Source organism: Microbacterium sp. (assembly GCF_041641055.1).
In the GTDB taxonomy this organism is placed as follows: domain Bacteria; phylum Actinomycetota; class Actinomycetes; order Actinomycetales; family Microbacteriaceae; genus Microbacterium.
On the sequence record NZ_JBEPZB010000016.1, the window covers coordinates 56,962 to 75,648 of the forward strand.

The window sequence follows — 18,687 nt, forward strand, 5'->3', positions numbered from 1 at the left end:
GCTACCCCCGCGCAGCCAGCACCTTCATGATCCGCTGCGGCGAGACCGGCTGCGCGGTGCCCAGACGCTGCGCGAACACGCTGACCCGGTACTCCTCGAGCAGCCAGCGCGTCTCGATGAGGGCGGCGGAGGCGTCGGGAGCGAGGGGGATGGTGCCGCCTGCCTCTTCGAAGGCCTTCGCCATCCGCTCGAACTCGCTCATGCGCGTGCGGTCCTTGCCCGGCTCGTTGCCGAGCACCTTCAGTCGATCCAGCATCGCCTCGAGATACCGAGGGAAGTGCGCGAGACGGTCGACACCCGCCGCCGACACGAAGCCGGGGTGCAGGAGACCTGAGAGCTGCGTGCGGATGTCGTTCAGCGGCCCGAGCAGTGCGAGCGAGTTCTGCGACTTGATGCCGCGTTCCACGGCCCTGGACTGGGTGAGGATGCGGGCGACCAGCGACACGCAGGCGAACAGCTGGTCCACGAGCGCCGCCGACACGGCATCCCGCACCCGCGCGAACTCGGCCTCGGTGCGCACGATGCCACCGGCGACCGCGCGGTCGATGAGGTTCTGCACCACGGCGGCGCGGCAGTCCTCGATCAGCGCGGCGGCCGACTGGTAGGGGGAGGCGGCGAGCGCCAGCTTCTCCTGACTCGTCAGGTGCTCCTGCACGTACGACGACGGCGACGGCACGCCGAGCAGCACGAGGCGGCGCACGCCGGCACGCGTGGCGACGAGGGCGGCCTCTGCGGTGGCCTCGACGCGCACCGAGACGGTCTTGCCCTGATCGACGATCGCCGGGTACCCGCGCACCACACCGCCGGCCACGCGGGTGTCGAGCACCTCGGGCAGGTCTCCGAAGGTCCAGGCGGTGAGGCCGTCGCGTTCGATCGAGGTCGCGACGGCTGCGGGCTGCGGTCCCTTCGAGGGGCCGGGGCGGCGGGGCGGGGCGGCGATCGACCGGGCGACGCTGCTGCGGGCACGGTCGGCGAGCTCGGCCTGCAGCGCGCTGAGGTCGCGGTTCGATCCCGCGACCCGCCCGCGCTCGTCGACGGCGCGGAAGTTCATGCGCAGGTGCGCGGGCACCCGCTCGTCCTCGAAGTCCGCGGCGGAGACGAGCTGGTTCGCGAGCGGCTGGATGAGGCGGGCGAGCGCCTCCTTGAGGATGCGGGCGGGGAGGCCGCCGTGGGACTCGGGACCGTCTCCCGCGAGCTCTGCCCCGAACCTGTCCGCCCAGTCGGCTGCGGGCACCACGTGCCGCCTGATCGCCTTGGGCAGCGCGCGCAGCAGTCCGGTGACGAGTTCGGCGCGGAGGCCGGGCACCTGCCAGTCGAAGCCCCTGTCCTCGATCTGGGCGAGCAGCGGGAGGGGGATCACGACGCTGACCCCGTCGTCCGCGGCACCCGGCTCGAAGCGGTAGGCGAGTCCCAGCACCTGGTCGCCCTGCGTCCAGCGCGTGGGGAACTCGCTCTGATCGGCCCTGCCCTCGTCGTCGAGCAGGTCGGCCTCGCGCATCACGAGCATCTTCGGGGTGGCGGCCAGCGCCTCGCGCCACCACTTCTCGAACGAGCGCACGTCGAAGACGTCCGACGGGATCCGCTCGTCGTAGAACCGGAACACGGCCTCGTCGCCCGCGAGGATGTCGCGACGGCGCTCGCGCTCCTCGAGCTTCTCGAGGCGCTTGCGCAGTTCGGCGTTGCTGCGCCAGAACGCGCTGACCCGCTTGTCGATGCGCGTCGGGTCCCACTCGCCCTCCACGAGCGCGTGCCGCACGAACATCTCGCGTGATGCGGGCCGGTCGATGCGGGCGAACTGGACGCGTCGGCGCGGGATGATCTCCACCCCGAACAGCGTCACCTTCTCGTAGGCGACGGCGGCGCCGGCATCCTTCGACCAGTGCGGCTCGGTGACCTGGCGCTTGGCGAGGTCACCGGCGAGCGCCTCGGCCCAGGCCGGGTCGATCGCGGCGACGGTGCGGGCGTAGGTGCGCGAGGTCTCCACGATCTCGGCGGCCATCACGGCCTGCGGGGCCTTCTTACGCAGCGCCGAGCCCGGGAAGATCGAGAAGCGGATGCCCCGGGCGCCCCGGTACTCCGCCATCCTCCGCTTCTTGGGATCGAGTCCCTTGCCGGTGTTCCGTTCGTCGAGGATGCCGATCTGCGACAGGAGGCCGGCCAGCAGCGCGCGGTGGATCGCGTCGGGATCGGCCGTGCCCGAGGGGGAGGAGTCCTTGTCCTTCACGAGTGACCGCAGCTGGCGGTGCACGTCGAACCACTCCCGCACCCGCACGTAGTTGAGGTGCTCCGACCGGCAGAGGCGGCGGAACGCGCTGGATCCGAGCTCGCGCTGCTGCTCCCTGAGGTGGTTCCACAGGTTGAGGATCGAGAGGAAGTCGCTCGTCGGGTCGGCGAAGCGCGCGTGCATCCGATCGGCCTCGTCGCGCACGCTCTGCGGCGCCTCCTGCGACGGTCGCTCGCGCACGTCCTGGATCGACATGCCGGCGACGATCGCGAGCACGTCCCGGGTGACGTCGGTGCCGCTGGGGCGCCCTGCCTCGATCAGCATGCGGGCGAAGCGGGGGTCGATCGGGATGCGCGAGATGTCACGACCGATGCGCGTCAGGCGCGGGGTGTCCCCGCTGCCGGTGACGGCGCCGAGCTCGGTGAGCAGATCGACCGCGGCCTTGACTCCCCGGGAGTCCGGCGGGGTGAGGAACGGGAAGGCGGTGATGTCGCCGAAGCCGAGCGACAGCATCTGCAGGATGACGGAGGCGAGCGACGTGCGCAGGATCTCGGGCTCGGTGAACTCCGCGCGGCTGTCGAAGTCCTCCTCGCTGTACAGGCGGATCGCGATGCCGTCGCTGGTGCGCCCTGCGCGACCGGAGCGCTGGTTCGCGGACGCCTGGGAGATCGCCTCGATCGGCAGCCGCTGCACCTTGGAGCGGTTGCTGTAGCGCGAGATGCGCGCGGTGCCGGTGTCGATGACATAGCGGATGCCGGGAACGGTGAGGCTGGTCTCGGCGACGTTCGTGGCGAGCACGACCCGGCGCCGCACCCCGGCGACGCGGCTCTTCTCGAACACGCGGTGCTGCTCCGCGGCCGACAGGCGGCCGTACAGCGGCAGCACCTCGGTGGGGGAGCGGTCCTTCGAGTACGCGCCGCGCACGGCATCCGCGGCGTCCCTGATCTCGGCCTCGCCGGGGAGGAACACGAGCACGTCGCCCGGGTCCTCGCGGTCGAGTTCGCGGAGGGCCGCGACGATCGCGGTGACCTCGTCGGACTCCTCCGTCTCCTCCGTCTGCGCCCGGTAGCGGATCTCGACGGGGAAGGTGCGGCCGGACACCTCGATGACCGGAGCCGGCACGCCCTCCGCTGTCGCGAAGTGGCGGGCGAAGCTCTCGGGATCGATCGTCGCCGAGGTGATGATGACCTTGAGGTCGGGGCGCTCTGGCAGGATGCGCACGAGGTAGCCGAGCAGGAAGTCGACGTTGAGGGAGCGCTCGTGCGCCTCGTCGATGATGATCGTGTCGTACCGCCGCAGCAGCCGGTCGCGGTGGATCTCGTTCAGCAGGATGCCGTCGGTCATCAGCGCGATGCGCGTGTCGTCCGACACCTTGTCGGTGAAGCGCACCTTGTAGCCGACGACGCCGCCGAGCTCGACCTGCAGCTCCTCCGCGACGCGCTCCGCGATCGTCCGCGCGGCGAGACGTCGCGGCTGCGTGTGCGCGATGCGCTCACGCCCGAGGTCGAGGCAGATCTTCGGCAGCTGCGTCGTCTTGCCCGAGCCCGTGGCGCCGGCGACGATGACGACCTGGTGGTCGCGGATGGCGTCGGCGATCTCGTCCCTGGCGGCGCTGACGGGCAGCTCGGGAGGATAGAAGATCACGGGGGAGGACATAGAACTCCCATCGTACGATTCATCCGTGAGCACTGTGTCGAAGGTCCCTCCCGCATCGCGGTGGCTGCACGAGTTCGGGCGCGCGCCCCGCATCCTCGGTCTCGATGTCGCCAGGGGGCTCGCGATCCTCGGCATGGCCGGCGCGCACATCGGGGAGACCGTGGCGTTCGACCCGCTCGACCTGTCGACCTGGACCGACCTCGTGCACGGTCGCTCGTCGATCCTGTTCGCCGTGCTCGCCGGGGTCTCGATCGCGCTGATGACGGGGCGCAGCTCCCTGCCCGACCCCGAGCGGATGCCGAGCATCCGCCTGCAGCTGGTGGGACGAGGAGCCGTGATCTTCGTGATCGGGCTGGCGCTCGAGATGCTGAACACCCCGATCGCGGTGATCCTGACCCTGTACGGCCTGCTCTACGTCGCCGTCATCCCGTTCCTGCGGTGGCAGCCGTGGAAGCTGCTGATCGCGGCCGGCGTGCTCGCCCTCGCGGGGCCTGTGGTGCTCGCGCTCCTGGCCGTGCTCACGCTCAATCCGTACGGCGCGGGAGTGAGTCTGGTGCTCTACGGCTCGTACCCGATCACGGCCTGGCTCGCGTTCGTGTTCGCGGGCATGGCGCTGGGACGTCTGCGGGTGGAACGGCTCGAGACGGCGGCGATCGCCTTCGGGGCGGGGGTCGGCCTCATGATCGTCGGCTACGGGCTCGGGCTGATCGGCGCGGTGTCCGGCATCTTCGGCGCTGTCGACTCGTCGTCCTTCGAGGCCGGTTCGGGATCCGCCTCGGGATGGGAGACCTATCCGCAGGCGGTCGTCGCCGCGGATCCGGGCGGCGCCGTGCTCCGCGCGATCTTCGGCGTGGATCCGCATTCCGGCGGAACGGCCGAGATCCTCGGCTCCGGCGGATTCGCGCTCGCGGTGATCGCGCTGTGCATCCTGGCGAGCGGACCGCTGCGCATCGTGCTGCTGCCGCTGGGCGCCCTCGGGTCCATGCCGCTGTCGGCATACAGCGCGCACGTGCTCTCCGTCGCCCTCGTCGGCGGGCCGGGAGGCTTCTTCTCCAGCAACGCGTTCTGGGCGGCGACGGCGATCTGTCTGCTCGTGGTCACCACCCTCTGGTCGATCCTGTGGGGGCGTGGTCCGCTCGAACGGCTCGTAGGCAAGGCTGCTGCGGCGATGGCGGCGGTCCCCTCAGGCACGCCTGTCATCACAGGTCGTAGGGTGGAGTCATGACGATTCCTGCACTCGAACTGAACGACGGCCACTCCATCCCGCAGCTCGGCTACGGGGTGTTCAAGGTGCCGGCCGACGAGACCGAGCGCGCCGTGAGCGAGGCGCTCGAGATCGGCTACCGCCACATCGACACGGCCGCCATCTACGGCAACGAAGAGGGCGTCGGCGCGGCGATCGCCGCCTCCGGCATCCCGCGTGACGAGCTGTTCGTCACGACCAAGCTCTGGAACGACCGCCACCACGGCGAGGAGCCGCGCGCGGCGATCGGCGAGAGCCTCGACAAGCTCGGACTCGACGCGGTCGACCTCTACCTCGTGCACTGGCCGACCCCCGCGAAGGACGACTACGTGCACGCGTTCGCGAAGCTCATCGAGCTGCGCGACGCCGGTCTGACCCGCAGCATCGGCGTGTCGAACTTCCTGGTGCCGCACCTCGAGCGCGTCGTGAACGAGACCGGAGTGACACCGGCCGTCAACCAGATCGAGCTGCACCCCGCCTACCAGCAGCGCGACGTCGTCGACTGGGCCACCGCGCACGGCATCCGCATCGAGTCGTGGGGCCCGCTCGGCCAGGGCAAGTACGACCTCTTCGGCACGCCGGCGGTCGCCGAGGCCGCCCAGGCCCACGGGGTCACCCCGGCCCAGGCCGTGCTGCGCTGGCACCTGCAGCGGGGCTTCATCGTGTTCCCGAAGTCGGTGCGCGCCGAGCGTCTGCGCGAGAACCTCGACGTGTTCGGGTTCGAGCTGACCGACGCCGAAGTCGCCGCGATCGATGCGCTCGACCCCCAGGACGGCACCGGCCGGGTCGGATCGCACCCGGACGATGTGAACTGAGGCGTTCCGTTTCGACAGATGACGCCCCGTGTCGCCACCCGCGACACGGGGCGTCGTCGTGAGTAGCGTCGACCGCATGACAGCTCCCTACCGCGTCGTCGCCGTGTCCGGCTCGCTGCACGAACCCAGCAAGACCACGGCCCTGGTCCGTGCGATCGCCGGTGCCGTGGCCGAACGCGCCGAGGTCGAGATCGAGGTCATCGAGCTCACCGACATCGGGCCGTCGCTGGCCGGCGCACTGCGCCGCGACCAGCTGCCGGCGCGAGTCGAGGAGAAGCTCGTCGCGATCGAGAGCGCGGATCTGCTGATCGTCGGCAGTCCCGTCTACCGGGCATCCTTCACCGGGCTCTTCAAGCACCTGTTCGACTTCGTCGGTCAGTACGAGCTGGTCGGCAAGCCGGTGCTGCTGGCGGCGACCGGGGGCGGGGAGCGGCACGCGCTCATCATCGAGCACCAGCTGCGTCCGCTGTTCTCCTTCTTCCAGGCCCTGACGCTGCCGCTCGGCGTGTATGCCAGCGACACCGACTTCGACGGGTACGTCATCGCCTCCGACGTGCTGCATGCCCGCATCTCGCTCGCGGCGGAGCGCGCTCTGCCGCTCGTCGGCTACACGGCCTCGCGCCCTGCCGAGCAGCTGCTCGTCTCCTGACCTTCGCACCTCGCTGCGCCCCTGGCCCCGCCGTGCGGGAGCGGCGTAGCGTGGTTGTATGACGAACCGGCTCGCCGACACGCTCAGCCCGTATCTCCGGGCGCACGCCGACAACCCGGTCGACTGGTACCCGTGGGGGCCGGAGGCCTTCGCGGAGGCGCAGCGTCGTGACGTGCCGCTGCTCATCTCGATCGGCTACTCGACCTGTCACTGGTGCCACGTGATGGCCAGGGAGTCGTTCGCCGACCCTGAGACCGCGGCGCTGATCAACCGGGACTTCGTGGCGGTCAAGGTCGACAGGGAGGAGCATCCCGACGTCGACGGCGCCTACATGGCGGCGGCCTCGGCCTTCACGCAGAACCTCGGCTGGCCGCTCACCGTGTTCACCACCCCGCGGGGGCGGACGTTCTACGCCGGCACGTACTGGCCGCCGCAGGCGCGACCCCTGATGCCCGCGTTCCGTGACGTGCTCGCGGCGGTGAACGAGGCGTGGACGCAGCGCCGCGCGCAGGCGGAGGAGTCGGCGGATGCCGTCACCGACGCGCTCGCGCGGGCCGCGGCCTCGACGCCGTCCGATCTGCCGGATACCGGGGCGATCGCCGCTGCCGCTCTGTCGATCGCCGCGCGGGAGGACACGCAGTATGGCGGATTCGGGGGCGCCCCGAAGTTCCCCGTCGCGACCACCCTGGGGTTCCTGCAGTCCCCGCTGGTGCGCCGGGAGGCGCCGGATGCCGCGGCCGCTGCCGCACGGGCGCTCGCCGCGATGGTCGGATCCGAGCTCCGCGATGCCGATGGCGGGTTCTTCCGCTACGCCACGCAGCAGGATTGGAGCGTGCCGCACTACGAGCGGATGCTGACCGACAACGCGCAGCTGCTCTCCGTCGCGCTCGACGCGGGGGATGGGCCGACGGCGCGCGGCATCGCCTCCTTCCTGCTCGACGTGCTCCGCCGTGAGGGCGGGGGATTCGGCGCCGCGCAGGATTCGGAGTCGTGGATCGACGGCGAGCGCAGCGAGGGCGGGTACTACCGGCGCCCCGTCGCCGAGCGGGACGCGCTCGAGCCCCCGGCGGTGGACGGCAAGGTGATCACGGGGTGGAACGGCCTCGCCGTCGGAGCGCTCGCCAGGGCCGGCGCGGTACTGGACGAGCCCGCCTGGATCGATGCGGCCGCTGCCGCGGCCGAGCACGTGCTGCAGGTCAACACCGACGAGCACGGCGCTCTGGTGCGGGCGTCGCTGGACGGTGTCGCGTCGGCCGCCGTCGCGACCACCGCGGACGTCGCGCTCCTCGCCGAGGGGCTGCTCGGGCTCGCGCTGGCCACGGGCGATTCCCGATGGGCCGTCCGCGGCCGTGAGCTCCTGGACGCGGCTCTGGCCGGAGTGGACTCCGATCCGCTGCTGACCGCGCACGGCATCGCCGCGGCCCCTGACCAGACCGACGGCGACCTGCCCTCGGGTGCCGCGGCCGTCGCCTCGGCCGCTCTGACGGCCTGGCGCCTCGGCGCGGGCGAGAGGTATCGCGAGGCCGCCGCTGACGGGGTGCGCGCGCACGCGACACAGGCCGTCGGTCAGCCGTTCGCGCACGGGAGCCTGCTGCGGGTCGCGGCGGGGCTGGCCGATCCGCCGCGGCAGATCGTGGTCGTTACGGAGCTGCCGTCCCTCGCACTCGCCGCCGCAGCCAGGGCGAGCGACGCCGACGTTGTCGCGATCGTGACTCCCGCACAGGCCCGGTCGTTCGCCGACGCGGGCTTCGAGCTGTTCGAGGGCAAGGGCGGTGCGGCGACACCCGAGGGCGGGCTCGCCTACGACTGCCGCTCCTTCGTGTGCCGGCTCCCCGTCGACGATCCGGCTCTGCTGTCTGCCGAACGGTGAGTGTGCAGTCTGCTCAGCCTTGGAGGCATTCCACCCGACGGACTGCGCGCGTTGCGCACCGTATGCTGCACCGATTGCCCAACCCCCGGCATCCGTTCTAGTGTTGCGCGACGGCAGGCCGCCCGGCCGCCACCGCATCTCAGCAAGGACGCTCAGACGATGACCCTTCCCTCCCGCCCGGGGCTCGAGGCCGTGCCCGCCTACCGCCAGGGCCGCTCGGCGCCCGCCGGTGCTTCCAAGCTCTCCTCCAACGAGTCGCCGCATCCGCCCCTGCCGTCCGTCGTCGAGGCCGTGCAGCAGCGTCTCGGCACGATGCACCGCTATCCCGACATGAGCGCCGCCGCCCTGCGGGGCCGCCTCGCCGAGCGCTACGACGTCGACCCCGCCGCGGTCACCGTGGGTGCAGGGTCGGTGGAGCTCGCCGCCCAGCTCATCCACGCGGTGGCCGGCCCCGGCGATGAGGTGATGTTCGCGTGGCGATCCTTCGAGGCCTATCCGTCTCTCGTGCGCATCGCCGGCGCGACACCGGTGGCGGTGCCGCTGGATGAGCACCACACGCACGATCTGGATGCCATGCTCGCCGCGATCACACCGCGCACCCGGCTCATCTTCGTGTGCAATCCCAACAACCCGACGGGCACCGTCGTGACGGCGGAGGCTCTGGAGGCGTTCGTGGCCGCCGTGCCGCATGACGTGCTCGTCGTGATCGACGAGGCGTACGTGCACTTCGACCGCACCGGCTCGTTCGGCGCCGGTGTCGAGCTGTTCCGGCGGCATCCGCATGTCGCCGTGCTGCACACGTTCTCCAAGGCATACGGACTCGCGGGGCTCCGCGTCGGGTACGCGCTCGCGCCGACCGAAGTCGCCGAGAGCCAGCGCAAGGTCGCGGTGCCCTTCGGGGTGACCGACCTCGCGCAGGCGGCGGCCGTCGCGTCGCTCGACGCCGAGGACGAGCTGGCCACGCGCATCGACGAGGTGGTCGCGCAGCGCGAGCGTCTGCACGGGCTGCTCACCGAGGCAGGATGGCCGACCGTCCCCTCCCAGGCGAACTTCGTCTGGGTCCCGGCGGGCGAGCGCACGGGCGCCCTCGACGCCTCCCTCCACGACGGTGGGGTGATCGCCAGGGCCTTCCCCGATGAGGGGATCCGGATCTCATCCGGTTCAATGGAGGACATCGACCGGGTGCAGTCCGCGCTCCAGATCCCGTCCGCACTGCAGGAGGCGCGCGCATGACCGAGGTTCCCACCACCACGACCACCACGAAGGGGCTGCACCCCGGCCTCACCCGTCGACAGATCTCGATGATGGGTCTGGGCGGCGCGATCGGCGCCGGGCTCTTCGTCGGATCCGGCCAGGCGATCAGCATCGCCGGACCCGCCGTGCTCATCTCGTACCTCGTCGCCGGTGGCATCGTGGTGCTGATCATGGCGATGCTCGCCGAGATGGTCGCCGCCCGTCCCAGCTCCGGCGCGTTCAGCTCGTACGCGCAGAAGGCGATGGGGCGCAGCGCCGGCAGCGCGGTCGGCTGGCTCTACTGGATCCAGCTCGTCGTCGTGATCGCGGCCGAGGCGACGGGAGCCGGCGGCATCATCTCCGCCTGGGTCCCCGGGATCCCCGCCTGGGTCTGGGTGCTGATCTTCGTGGTCGCCCTCACCGCGGTGAACCTCTTCGGCGTGCGCAACTACGGACGGTTCGAGTTCTGGTTCGCGGCGATCAAGGTCGCCGCGATCATCGTCTTCCTCGTCGTCGGTGTCTGCGCCATCCTCGGGCTCATCCCTGCGGTGCCTGCGTCCGGCGTCGGCAACCTGGTCGACAACGGCGGCTTCGCCCCGAACGGTCTCACCGGCATCGCCGCCGCGCTCCTCATCGTCGTGTTCGCGTTCGGCGGCACCGAGGTCGTCGCGATCGCCGCCGCGGAGTCCGACGACCCCTCGCGCAACATCCGCCGGATCGTGCGCGAGGTGCTCGTGCGCATCCTGATCTTCTACGTCGGCTCGATCTTCGTGATCGTCTCCGTGCTGCCGTGGAACGACCCTGCGGTCAAGGACGGGCCGTTCTCCGCCGTGCTCGACACGCTCCATCTGCCCGGTGTCGGCCTCGTGATGGACCTCATCGTCGTGATCGCGCTGCTCTCGGCGATGAACGCGAACATCTACGGGGCATCCCGCATGGCCTACTCGCTCGGCGAGCGCGGCCTCGCACCGCTCGCCGCGACGCGCACCACCGCGAAGGGCGTGCCGATGGTCGCCGTCCTCGCCTCGGTCTCGTTCGGCTTCATCACCGTCGGCCTGAACTGGGCGTTCCCGGACGTGGTCCTGCCTGCCCTGCTGAACGTCGTCGGGTCGACGCTGATCGTGATCTGGACCGCCACCGCGGTGTCGCAGATCATCCTGCGTCGCCGCGCCGACCGCGCCGGCGACGAGATGCCGATGCGCATGTGGGGCTTCCCCTGGTTGAGCTGGCTGTGCCTGGCATTGCTCCTCGGCGTCGTCGCGCTCGCGATGATCGACCCGGCCGCCCGCGTCCAGCTGCTGCTCACGATCGGACTGACCGCCGTGCTGCTGGTCGTCGCGCGGCTGACGCGTGATGTCGCCCGCCCCGGCGTCGCGCGGGATCGCTCCGGAGCGACCAGGGACTGAGCATGCGCATCGACCGGCTGGATGCCGAGCTCATCCGACTCCTCACCGAATCGCCGCAGCTGCCGATCCTGGAGTGCGCGCGTCGACTGGGGATCGCCAGGGGCACGGCGACGAGCAGACTCGCCCGGCTCCACGAGGGCGGGGTCATCGAGGCGATCGTGCCCCGCGTCGACCCTGCGGGGTTCGGCTACGGCGTCGTGGCGTTCTGCCTCGTCGAGATCGACCAGAAGGTCGGTCACGACGAGGTCGCCATGGCGCTGGCGGATGCGGTGCCCGAGATCGTCGACATGCACACCGTGACCGGGGCGAGCGACATGCAGCTGCGTCTCGTGGCGCGCGATGCGACCCAGCTGCAGGAGGTGCTCGACCGGGTCGCCCTGGTGCCGGGCGTCGCGCGCACGGCCTCGTCGATCGCGATGCGCACCCACCTGTCCGGTCGGGTGCTGCCGCTCGTCGAGCATGTCGCGGGAGACGCGGACTGAGCGCTCAGATCCAGCCGGGCAGCCAGTTGTGCAGGAGCCAGAAGTCGTACGGCACGCTCATGCCCGTCCACAGCGGATAGAAGAACGCGGACACGAGCACGACGACCGCCAGGAAGACCGCCACGGTGCGCTCGCCGGACTGACGTCGATGCAGCGGGTCCTCCCGTCGACCGGCGATCTGCTGCAGCACGACCGCGAGACCGATCACGAGGAACGGCGCCATCGCGATCGTGTAGAACTGGAAGATCGTCCGCTCGGGGAACAGCAGCCACGGCACGTAGGTGGCGGCGAGGCCCACCAGCGGGAACGTGAGGGACGGGCCGATCGGCCGCCGCTCGACCCAGCTGCGCACCAGGCGGTAGAGCAGGTAGACGGCTGCGGCGACACCCGCGTACCAGATGAGCGGATTGGGGATCGTCGAGATCACGGCGATGCAGTGATCGACCCCGCAGGGTGCGGGGTCGGTGCCGACCCACACCGCCGTCGGCCGCAGCAGCAGCGGCCACTCCCAGGCCGGGCTCGCATAGGGGTGGCCTTTGCTGAGTCCGACATGGAAGTTCAGGATCGCCTGGTGGTAGTTCCACAGCGCGACCAGCGGGTTCGGATCCGCCTCGCGGGCGTATCCGCCGGAGGTCACCAGCCAGCCGGTCCAGCTGACGAGGTACGTGGCGAGCGCGGGGAACACGAGCAGCACGAACGACACGGGTCCCTGCAGGAACGCCGCGGCGCTGGGCCACAGGACGATCCCGGCGCGGCGTCTGGCCAGCGCATCCGTCACGACGACATAGAGGCCGAACGCCGCCAGCGCGTAGAGCCCCGACCACTTCACGGCGGAGGCGGCGCCGAGCGCGACGCCCGCGGCGATCAGCCAGGGCCGCCGCCACAGCACCGGTCCCCACATCGGGTCGGGGGAGTCGGGGTCAGGGCGCTCGAGGACCGGGATCGTGCGATCCCGGTCGTACAGGATGAACAGCGCGCCCAGCAGCAGGAAGAACGTCAGCGGTCCATCGAGCAGGGCGATGCGGCTCATCACGATGCCGAGTCCGTCGATGGCGAGCAGCAGGGCTGCCACCGTCGCCACGGCGATGGAGCGGGTCAGACGACGCGCCACCAGGTAGACCAGCAGCACGGTGGCCGTGCCGAGCACCGCCACCGAGATCCTCCAGCCGACCGTGTCGTCCGGGCCGCCGATCGCCATGCCCAGCGCGATCAGCCACTTGCCCAGCGGCGGGTGCACGATGAACGAGCCCGTGTCCGAGAGCGGCAGCTGCTGGAGGGTGATGAACGCCTCGTTGGCGTTCTTGCCCCAGGTGCCCTCGTAGCCCAGGGTCCACAGCGACCACGCGTCCTTGACGTAGTAGGTCTCGTCGAACGCGAGCTGGTGCGGGTGGCCGAGGTTCACCAGCCGCAGCACCGCCGCGAGCACGGTCACGAGCAGCGGCGCGAGCCAGCGCAGCATCCGATGCGATCGGGCGTCGGACAGCATCCGCTCGTACAGCTGCCCGAAGCGCGTCGACCGCTCCTCCGGCGGAGGGAGCAGGGGCAGGGGCGCGGTCACCGGTCCAGCCTAGACAACCCGCCTCGACCGTCCGCTTCGGGCATCCGCTTCGACCGTCCCGCCTAAGCTGGGCGGGTGATCATCCTCGCTGCGACCCCGATCGGAAATCTGGGGGACGTCTCGCGCCGTCTCGTCGAGGTGCTGGAGAACGCCGAGGTGGTCGTCGCCGAGGACACCCGCACCACCCAGCGGCTGCTGCAGGCGCTGCAGATCGCGAACCGCCCGCGGCTGATCGCCCTGCACGACCACAACGAGAAGCAGAAGGCCGCCGAGCTCGCCGCCCTCGCCGTCGAGACCGACGTGGTCGTCGTGAGCGATGCGGGGATGCCCGCGATCAGCGACCCCGGCTACGGGCTCGTCGCCGAGGCCGTCGCCCAGGGGGTGACGGTGACGGCGATCCCCGGACCCAGCGCCGTCCTGATGGCGCTGTCGATCTCGGGGCTGCCGACCGATCGCTTCACGTTCGAAGGCTTCCTGCCGCGCAAGCCGGGGGACCGGCGATCGACGCTGCGCGCGCTCGCCGCAGAGCCGCGGACCATGGTCTTCTTCGAGTCGCCTGCCCGGCTGGCGTCGTCGCTGGCCGACATGGGCACGGCCTTCGGAGAGGATCGACGCATCGCCGTGTGCCGCGAGCTGACGAAGTTCTACGAGGAGGTCCGCCGGGGGACGGCCGCCGAGCTGGTCGAGTGGGCCTCCGCGGGAGTCAAGGGCGAGATCGTGGTCGTCGTCGAGGGCGCGCCCCGACGGGAGGCGTCGGCGGAGGACGCCCTGGCGCAGGTGCAGCACCTGGTCGCATCCGGTCTGCGCCTGAAGGACGCGTGCGCCGAGGTCGCCGCGGCCACCGGGCTCTCATCGCGTGACCTGTATCAGGCGGCGCTCGCGGCTCGCCGCTGATGGCGAGCCGCTCCGACGACGGCATCGGCGCCGCGTACGACGCGAGGGCGGCCGAGTACATCGCGCTGGCCGGCTCGATCGAGCAGCTCGACCCGCGGGATGCCGAGGTCATCGCCGCGTGGCGCGACGGCACGGACGGACAGCTGCTGGATGCCGGGTGCGGGCCGGGCCTGTGGACCGAGTTCCTCAGCCGCGGCGGACGCCAGGCTCGGGGCATCGATCTGTCGGCCGCGTTCATCGCGAACGCGCGGCAGCGGCATCCCGGCCTGCGCTTCGACGTCGGCACGTTCCGCCGACTGCCGCTCGAGGACAGCTCGGTCGGCGGCATCCTCGCCTGGTACTCGCTCATCCACACGCCGCCGGCCGATCTGCCCGAGGTCCTACGCGAGTTCGCCCGTGCGCTCGCTCCCGGTGGCACGCTCCTGATCGGCTTCTTCGACGGCGAGCCGCGCACGCCCTTCGCCCATGCGGTCGCCCCCGCATACTTCTGGTCCGCCGACGCGCTCGCCGCAGTTCTGGCGGACGCCGGCTTCGAGGTCGTGTCGACCGAGACCCGTGGCCGCGAACCCGGCGAGATCAGCACCCGGCGGCATGGCTCCGTGGTCGCGCGCCGCTGAACCCGCCTCGCACCCGAGCGCCTCGCAAGTCCGATTGCGCTTCACAAGTCCGCGCTCGCGGCATCCTGACTTCGCAGGCGCACATGGACGTGCGGAGCGCACAGGCGGTGCCGCGCCGACGGGTAGCCTGGTGCACACGCGACCGGAGGAGGAGCGAGCGTGACCAGGAAGGCGACCGTCTACGACGTCGCTGAGCGCGCCGGGGTGTCGATCGCGACGGTCTCGCGAGTGCTGCGGCAGCCGGATGCCGTGCGCCCGGCCACCCGCGAGCGCGTGCTCGACTCGGTGACCGCCCTCGGCTACGTGCCCAGCGGCAGCGCCCGAGGACTCGCCGAGCGCCGCACCGGCGTGCTCGGACTCTACTTCCCCGGATTCGACGCCTCGGAGGACGCGCCCGACCTCGACGTGCTGGCAGACGGGCGGGCCGAGCGACCGCCGTTCACGATCGAGCAGGCGTCGTCGGACGCCGGGGCTCCGCATCCGACCATGCTGTTCCTCGACGAGGTGCTGCGCGGCGCCGAGCTCGAGGCCTGGAAGCAGGGCTTCGTCCTGATGATCGGCGTCGGTCGTGATGATCCGGGCCGCGAGACCGTGCGCGACATCGCGGGTCGTGTCGACGGACTCATGGTGCTCGCCCAGAGTGTGCCGGATGACGTGCTCGCCCGCCTCGCGCGGCGGATCCCGGTGGTCGTCCTGTCCGGTCCCGCCCGAGGCGACTCGTACGATCACGTGACCGTGAGCAACGCGGAGGCGATGGCGGAGCTGACCAGGCTGGTGCTCGCTCAGGCGGACGAGGGCGCCCTCGCCTTCATCGCAGGTCCAGAGGACTCGCCGGACGGCGCGCAGCGCTGGGACGGGTTCGCTGCGGCCATCGCGGATGCCGGCGTCGCGATCGAAGATGTGGCGGTGCTGCGCGGCGACTTCACCCGGGCGTCGGGGAGGCGCGCCGCCGAGGAGCTGATCGAGCGCGGCGTTCCGACGGCGCTGGTCGCGGCCAACGACCAGATGGCGCTCGGGGCGATCGACGCGTTCCGCTCGGCGGGCATCCGCGTCCCGGACCATGTGCGGGTCACCGGCTTCGACGGGATCGAAGCGGGTGCGCTGTCGCGGCCCGCGCTCACCACGGTCCGTCAGCCGATGATCGACCTGGGCCGTGCGGCGGTCCAGCTCCTCGCCCGCCGCCTGGAACGACCGGATGCCGCGCCGATGACCGTGCGGCTGCCGCTGCAGATCCTCGTGCGCGAGAGCTCCCAGCGCCCCGCCGGAGACCTCTGACCTGTCCGCACCGCCGCTGAGAGGGGGTTGCGGTCGCAAAATGTATGCGCTTACAATTGCGGGAGCGGCTTCGGCTGCGGGGCGCCCCGACCCGCGGGACACCCTTCATGACACAGACGACATGAGGTGGCAGTGTGGCGAAGACGCACATGCTCCGGCGCTGGCGGAGAGCCGCGATCGTGGGACTGGCGGCAGCAGCCGTGGTCCTCAGCGGTTGCAGCATCCAGATCAGTTCGCAGCCCGATCCATCGATCGGCGACGACACGATGCTCATCAATGCGGACAAGGGGAACCCGTTCTTCACGCGGAACTTCAACCCGTATCTGACGAACACGCGCACGGCGTCGCGGTGGATCTACGAGCCGCTGATCCTGGTGAACCCGCTCGACGGAACCCAGAACCCCTGGCTCGCGACGGAGTGGTCGCAGCCCGACGCCCGCACGATCGTGATGACGATCCGCGACGACGTCGAGTGGAGCGACGGCGAGAAGCTGACGCCCGATGACGTGGCGTTCACCTTCCAGCTGCTGAAGGACAACCCCTCGCTCGACATCAAGGGCGCCTGGCAGCACCTCGAGTCCGTCGAGACCGACGGGAACGACGTCATCATGCACCTGCAGACCGACGACGCCCCCTCGCTGCCGATCCTCGGCCAGACCATGATCGTGCCGGAGCATCTGTGGGCCGACGTGAAGGACCCCGGCACCTTCCGCAACGAGAACCCCGTCGGCACCGGCCCGTTCGTGCTGGGCAACTACAACGACCAGCAGTACTCGATGGACAAGAACCCCGACTACTGGCAGGCCGACAAGATCGAGATCGAGCACATCATCCTGCCGTCGACGAACTCGCAGCTCGACACGGTCACGCGCGGCTACGACTGGGCGTACTCGTTCATCTCCGACGTCGAGGGCACCTGGGGTGCGGCCAGCGAGCACAACGCCTGGTGGTTCCCGCCCGGCGGCGTCATCGCGCTGATGCCGAACCTCGAGGTCGCGCCGTTCGACGACGTGAACGTGCGCCGAGGCATCGCCCTCTCGCTCGACCGCGAGGAGATCGCCGAGACCGCGTCCGAGGGCTACATGAAGCCCGCGGGGCAGACCGGGCTCATCCTCCCCAACCAGGAGGAGTACCTGGACCCGAGCATTCCCGACCAGGGCATGATCACGCAGGACACGGATGCCGCGCTCGACGCCTTCGCCGAGGCGGGGTACACGCTCGACGGCGATCGGCTCGTGGGCGCCGACGGCGAGCAGCTCGAGTTCGCGCTGACGACGGCCAACGGGTTCTCGGACTGGACCCGCGCCGCGCAGACCGTGCAGAGCCAGCTGTCGAAGGTCGGCGTCAAGGTGACGCTCAAGCTCCCGCAGCCGGCCGGCTACCAGAGCGCCATCAGCAACGGCGACTTCGAGATGGCCATCGGCGGCATGGGCAACGGCGACGTGTACCAGGCGTACAACAACCTGCTCTCCAGCCAGTTCTACGTGCCGTCCGGCGAGACGACCGCGAACAACTTCCAGCGGTACCGCTCGGATGAGGCCGACGCCCTGCTCGCCGAGTACCGCGAGACGGTCGACCCCGCCCGTCAGAGCGAGATCGTGCAGGAGCTGCAGGGCATCGTCTACGAGGAGATGCCGGTCATCGGGCTGTACTACGGCGGTATCTGGGGCCTGTTCAGCGACGCCAAGTTCACCGGCTGGCCGTCGGAGGAGGACCCGTACATGATTCCGCAGAACTACGACTCGGCACCGCTGGGCATCTTCACCCGGCTCGAGCGCGTGAAGGAGGACGACCGATGAAGTACGTCCTGCAGAAGGTCGGCCTGTTCGTGCTCACGCTGTGGGCGGCGATCACGCTGAACTTCTTCCTTCCGCGGCTGATGCCGGGTTCGCCCGCGGATGCCGCGATCGCCAAGCTCTCGCAGAACGGCCCGGTGTCCGATGCGACGCGCGCCGCGATCGAGGCGCAGCTCGGTGTGCCGACCGGCTCGATCTGGGATCAGTACGTCGCCTACCTCGGTCAGGTCGCACGACTCGACTTCGGCGTCTCGTACACGTTCTACCCGCAGACCGTGTCGAGCATGGTCTCGACCGCGCTGCCGTACACGATCGGCCTCGTCGGCATCGTCACGATCCTCGCGTTCGTGATCGGCACCCTGATCGGCACCGCCGCCGCCTGGCGTCGTGGCACGTGGCTGGACTCGCTGCCGACGCTGACCGGATCCTTCCTCAGCACCTTCCCCTACTTCTGGACCGCACTGCTGCTGCTGTTCTTCTTCGGGTACGTGCTGCACTGGTTCCCGACCACGGGCGCGTATTCGGCGACGACAACGCCGGGCTTCACCTGGGACTTCTTCATCGATCTCGTGCAGCATGCGGTACTCCCGGCGGTCACGATCCTGTTGACGTCGCTCGGCGGCTGGATCATCGGCATGCGCAACGCGATGATCAACACCCTGGGCGACGACTACGTGACCTTCGCAGAGGCGAACGGCCTGCACGGTCGCACGATCGCCCTCCGCTATGCCGCACGAAACGCGATCCTGCCGAACCTCACCGGCTTCGGGCTCACGCTCGGCGGCGTGGTCGGCGGATCCATCCTCGTGGAGCAGGTGTTCGGCTATCCCGGTATCGGATATCTGCTCTTCAACGCCGTGATCGGGCAGGACTACCCGCTCATGCAGGCGCTCTTCCTGATGATCACCGTCAGCGTGCTCGTCGCCAACTTCCTCGTCGACATCCTGTACGGCGTGCTGGATCCAAGGA

Annotated in this window: 14 protein-coding genes; 12 read left to right on the forward strand and 2 right to left on the reverse strand. The window is 70.5% G+C overall.

Features of this window, described 5'->3' with window-relative positions; genetic code table 11:
- Window position 1: 1 nt before the first annotated feature.
- Window positions 2-3,880, reverse strand: a complete 3,879-nt coding sequence (gene hrpA, locus ACESK8_RS11520) for an ATP-dependent RNA helicase HrpA (protein ID WP_372968727.1) — start codon at window positions 3,878-3,880, stop codon at window positions 2-4.
- 25 nt (window positions 3,881-3,905) lie between these two features.
- Between hrpA and ACESK8_RS11525 the strand changes: the two genes are divergently transcribed.
- From ACESK8_RS11525 to ACESK8_RS11555, 7 genes are all read left to right on the forward strand, one after another.
- Window positions 3,906-5,105 (forward strand): heparan-alpha-glucosaminide N-acetyltransferase domain-containing protein, encoded by a 1,200-nt coding sequence (locus ACESK8_RS11525; RefSeq protein ID WP_372968728.1) that lies wholly within the window; start codon window positions 3,906-3,908, stop codon window positions 5,103-5,105.
- On the forward strand, window positions 5,102-5,938 hold the full coding sequence (locus tag ACESK8_RS11530) for an aldo/keto reductase (RefSeq protein WP_372968729.1): 837 nt from the start codon (window positions 5,102-5,104) through the stop codon (window positions 5,936-5,938). Before ACESK8_RS11525 ends, ACESK8_RS11530 begins: the two co-directional genes overlap by 4 nt.
- Window positions 5,939-6,014: 76 nt before the next feature.
- Window positions 6,015-6,587, forward strand: coding sequence for an FMN reductase (msuE, locus tag ACESK8_RS11535; protein ID WP_060928547.1), 573 nt, complete (start codon window positions 6,015-6,017; stop codon window positions 6,585-6,587).
- A 58-nt stretch (window positions 6,588-6,645) separates the two neighbouring features.
- Window positions 6,646-8,457: a thioredoxin domain-containing protein gene (locus ACESK8_RS11540; RefSeq protein ID WP_372968730.1), complete on the forward strand. Its 1,812-nt coding sequence runs from the start codon at window positions 6,646-6,648 to the stop codon at window positions 8,455-8,457.
- A 159-nt stretch (window positions 8,458-8,616) separates the two neighbouring features.
- A complete protein-coding gene (gene hisC / locus ACESK8_RS11545) occupies window positions 8,617-9,690 on the forward strand; it encodes a histidinol-phosphate transaminase (protein WP_372968731.1) in 1,074 nt (357 codons plus the stop codon).
- Entirely contained in the window at window positions 9,687-11,096 is a 1,410-nt protein-coding gene (locus ACESK8_RS11550) for an amino acid permease (protein ID WP_372968732.1), read from the forward strand. The genes hisC and ACESK8_RS11550 overlap by 4 nt, the downstream gene beginning before the upstream one ends.
- A gap of 2 nt (window positions 11,097-11,098) precedes the next feature.
- Window positions 11,099-11,578, forward strand: a complete 480-nt coding sequence (locus tag ACESK8_RS11555) for an Lrp/AsnC family transcriptional regulator (protein ID WP_372968733.1) — start codon at window positions 11,099-11,101, stop codon at window positions 11,576-11,578.
- 4 nt (window positions 11,579-11,582) lie between these two features.
- Here the strand turns inward: ACESK8_RS11555 and ACESK8_RS11560 are convergent, their stop codons facing one another.
- Window positions 11,583-13,136 (reverse strand): dolichyl-phosphate-mannose--protein mannosyltransferase, encoded by a 1,554-nt coding sequence (locus ACESK8_RS11560; RefSeq protein ID WP_372968734.1) that lies wholly within the window; start codon window positions 13,134-13,136, stop codon window positions 11,583-11,585.
- A gap of 75 nt (window positions 13,137-13,211) precedes the next feature.
- Between ACESK8_RS11560 and rsmI the strand changes: the two genes are divergently transcribed.
- From rsmI to ACESK8_RS11585, 5 genes are all read left to right on the forward strand, one after another.
- On the forward strand, window positions 13,212-14,030 hold the full coding sequence (rsmI, locus tag ACESK8_RS11565; protein WP_372968735.1) for a 16S rRNA (cytidine(1402)-2'-O)-methyltransferase: 819 nt from the start codon (window positions 13,212-13,214) through the stop codon (window positions 14,028-14,030).
- Window positions 14,030-14,647 (forward strand): class I SAM-dependent methyltransferase, encoded by a 618-nt coding sequence (locus ACESK8_RS11570; protein WP_372968736.1) that lies wholly within the window; start codon window positions 14,030-14,032, stop codon window positions 14,645-14,647. Before rsmI ends, ACESK8_RS11570 begins: the two co-directional genes overlap by 1 nt.
- 159 nt (window positions 14,648-14,806) lie before the next feature.
- Window positions 14,807-15,922, forward strand: a complete 1,116-nt coding sequence (locus ACESK8_RS11575; protein WP_372968737.1) for a LacI family DNA-binding transcriptional regulator — start codon at window positions 14,807-14,809, stop codon at window positions 15,920-15,922.
- A gap of 134 nt (window positions 15,923-16,056) precedes the next feature.
- On the forward strand, window positions 16,057-17,721 hold the full coding sequence (locus tag ACESK8_RS11580) for an ABC transporter substrate-binding protein (protein WP_372968738.1): 1,665 nt from the start codon (window positions 16,057-16,059) through the stop codon (window positions 17,719-17,721).
- The coding region (locus tag ACESK8_RS11585) for an ABC transporter permease (RefSeq protein ID WP_372968739.1) at window positions 17,718-18,687 on the forward strand (970 nt) is incomplete at its 3' end. The genes ACESK8_RS11580 and ACESK8_RS11585, both read left to right, overlap by 4 nt.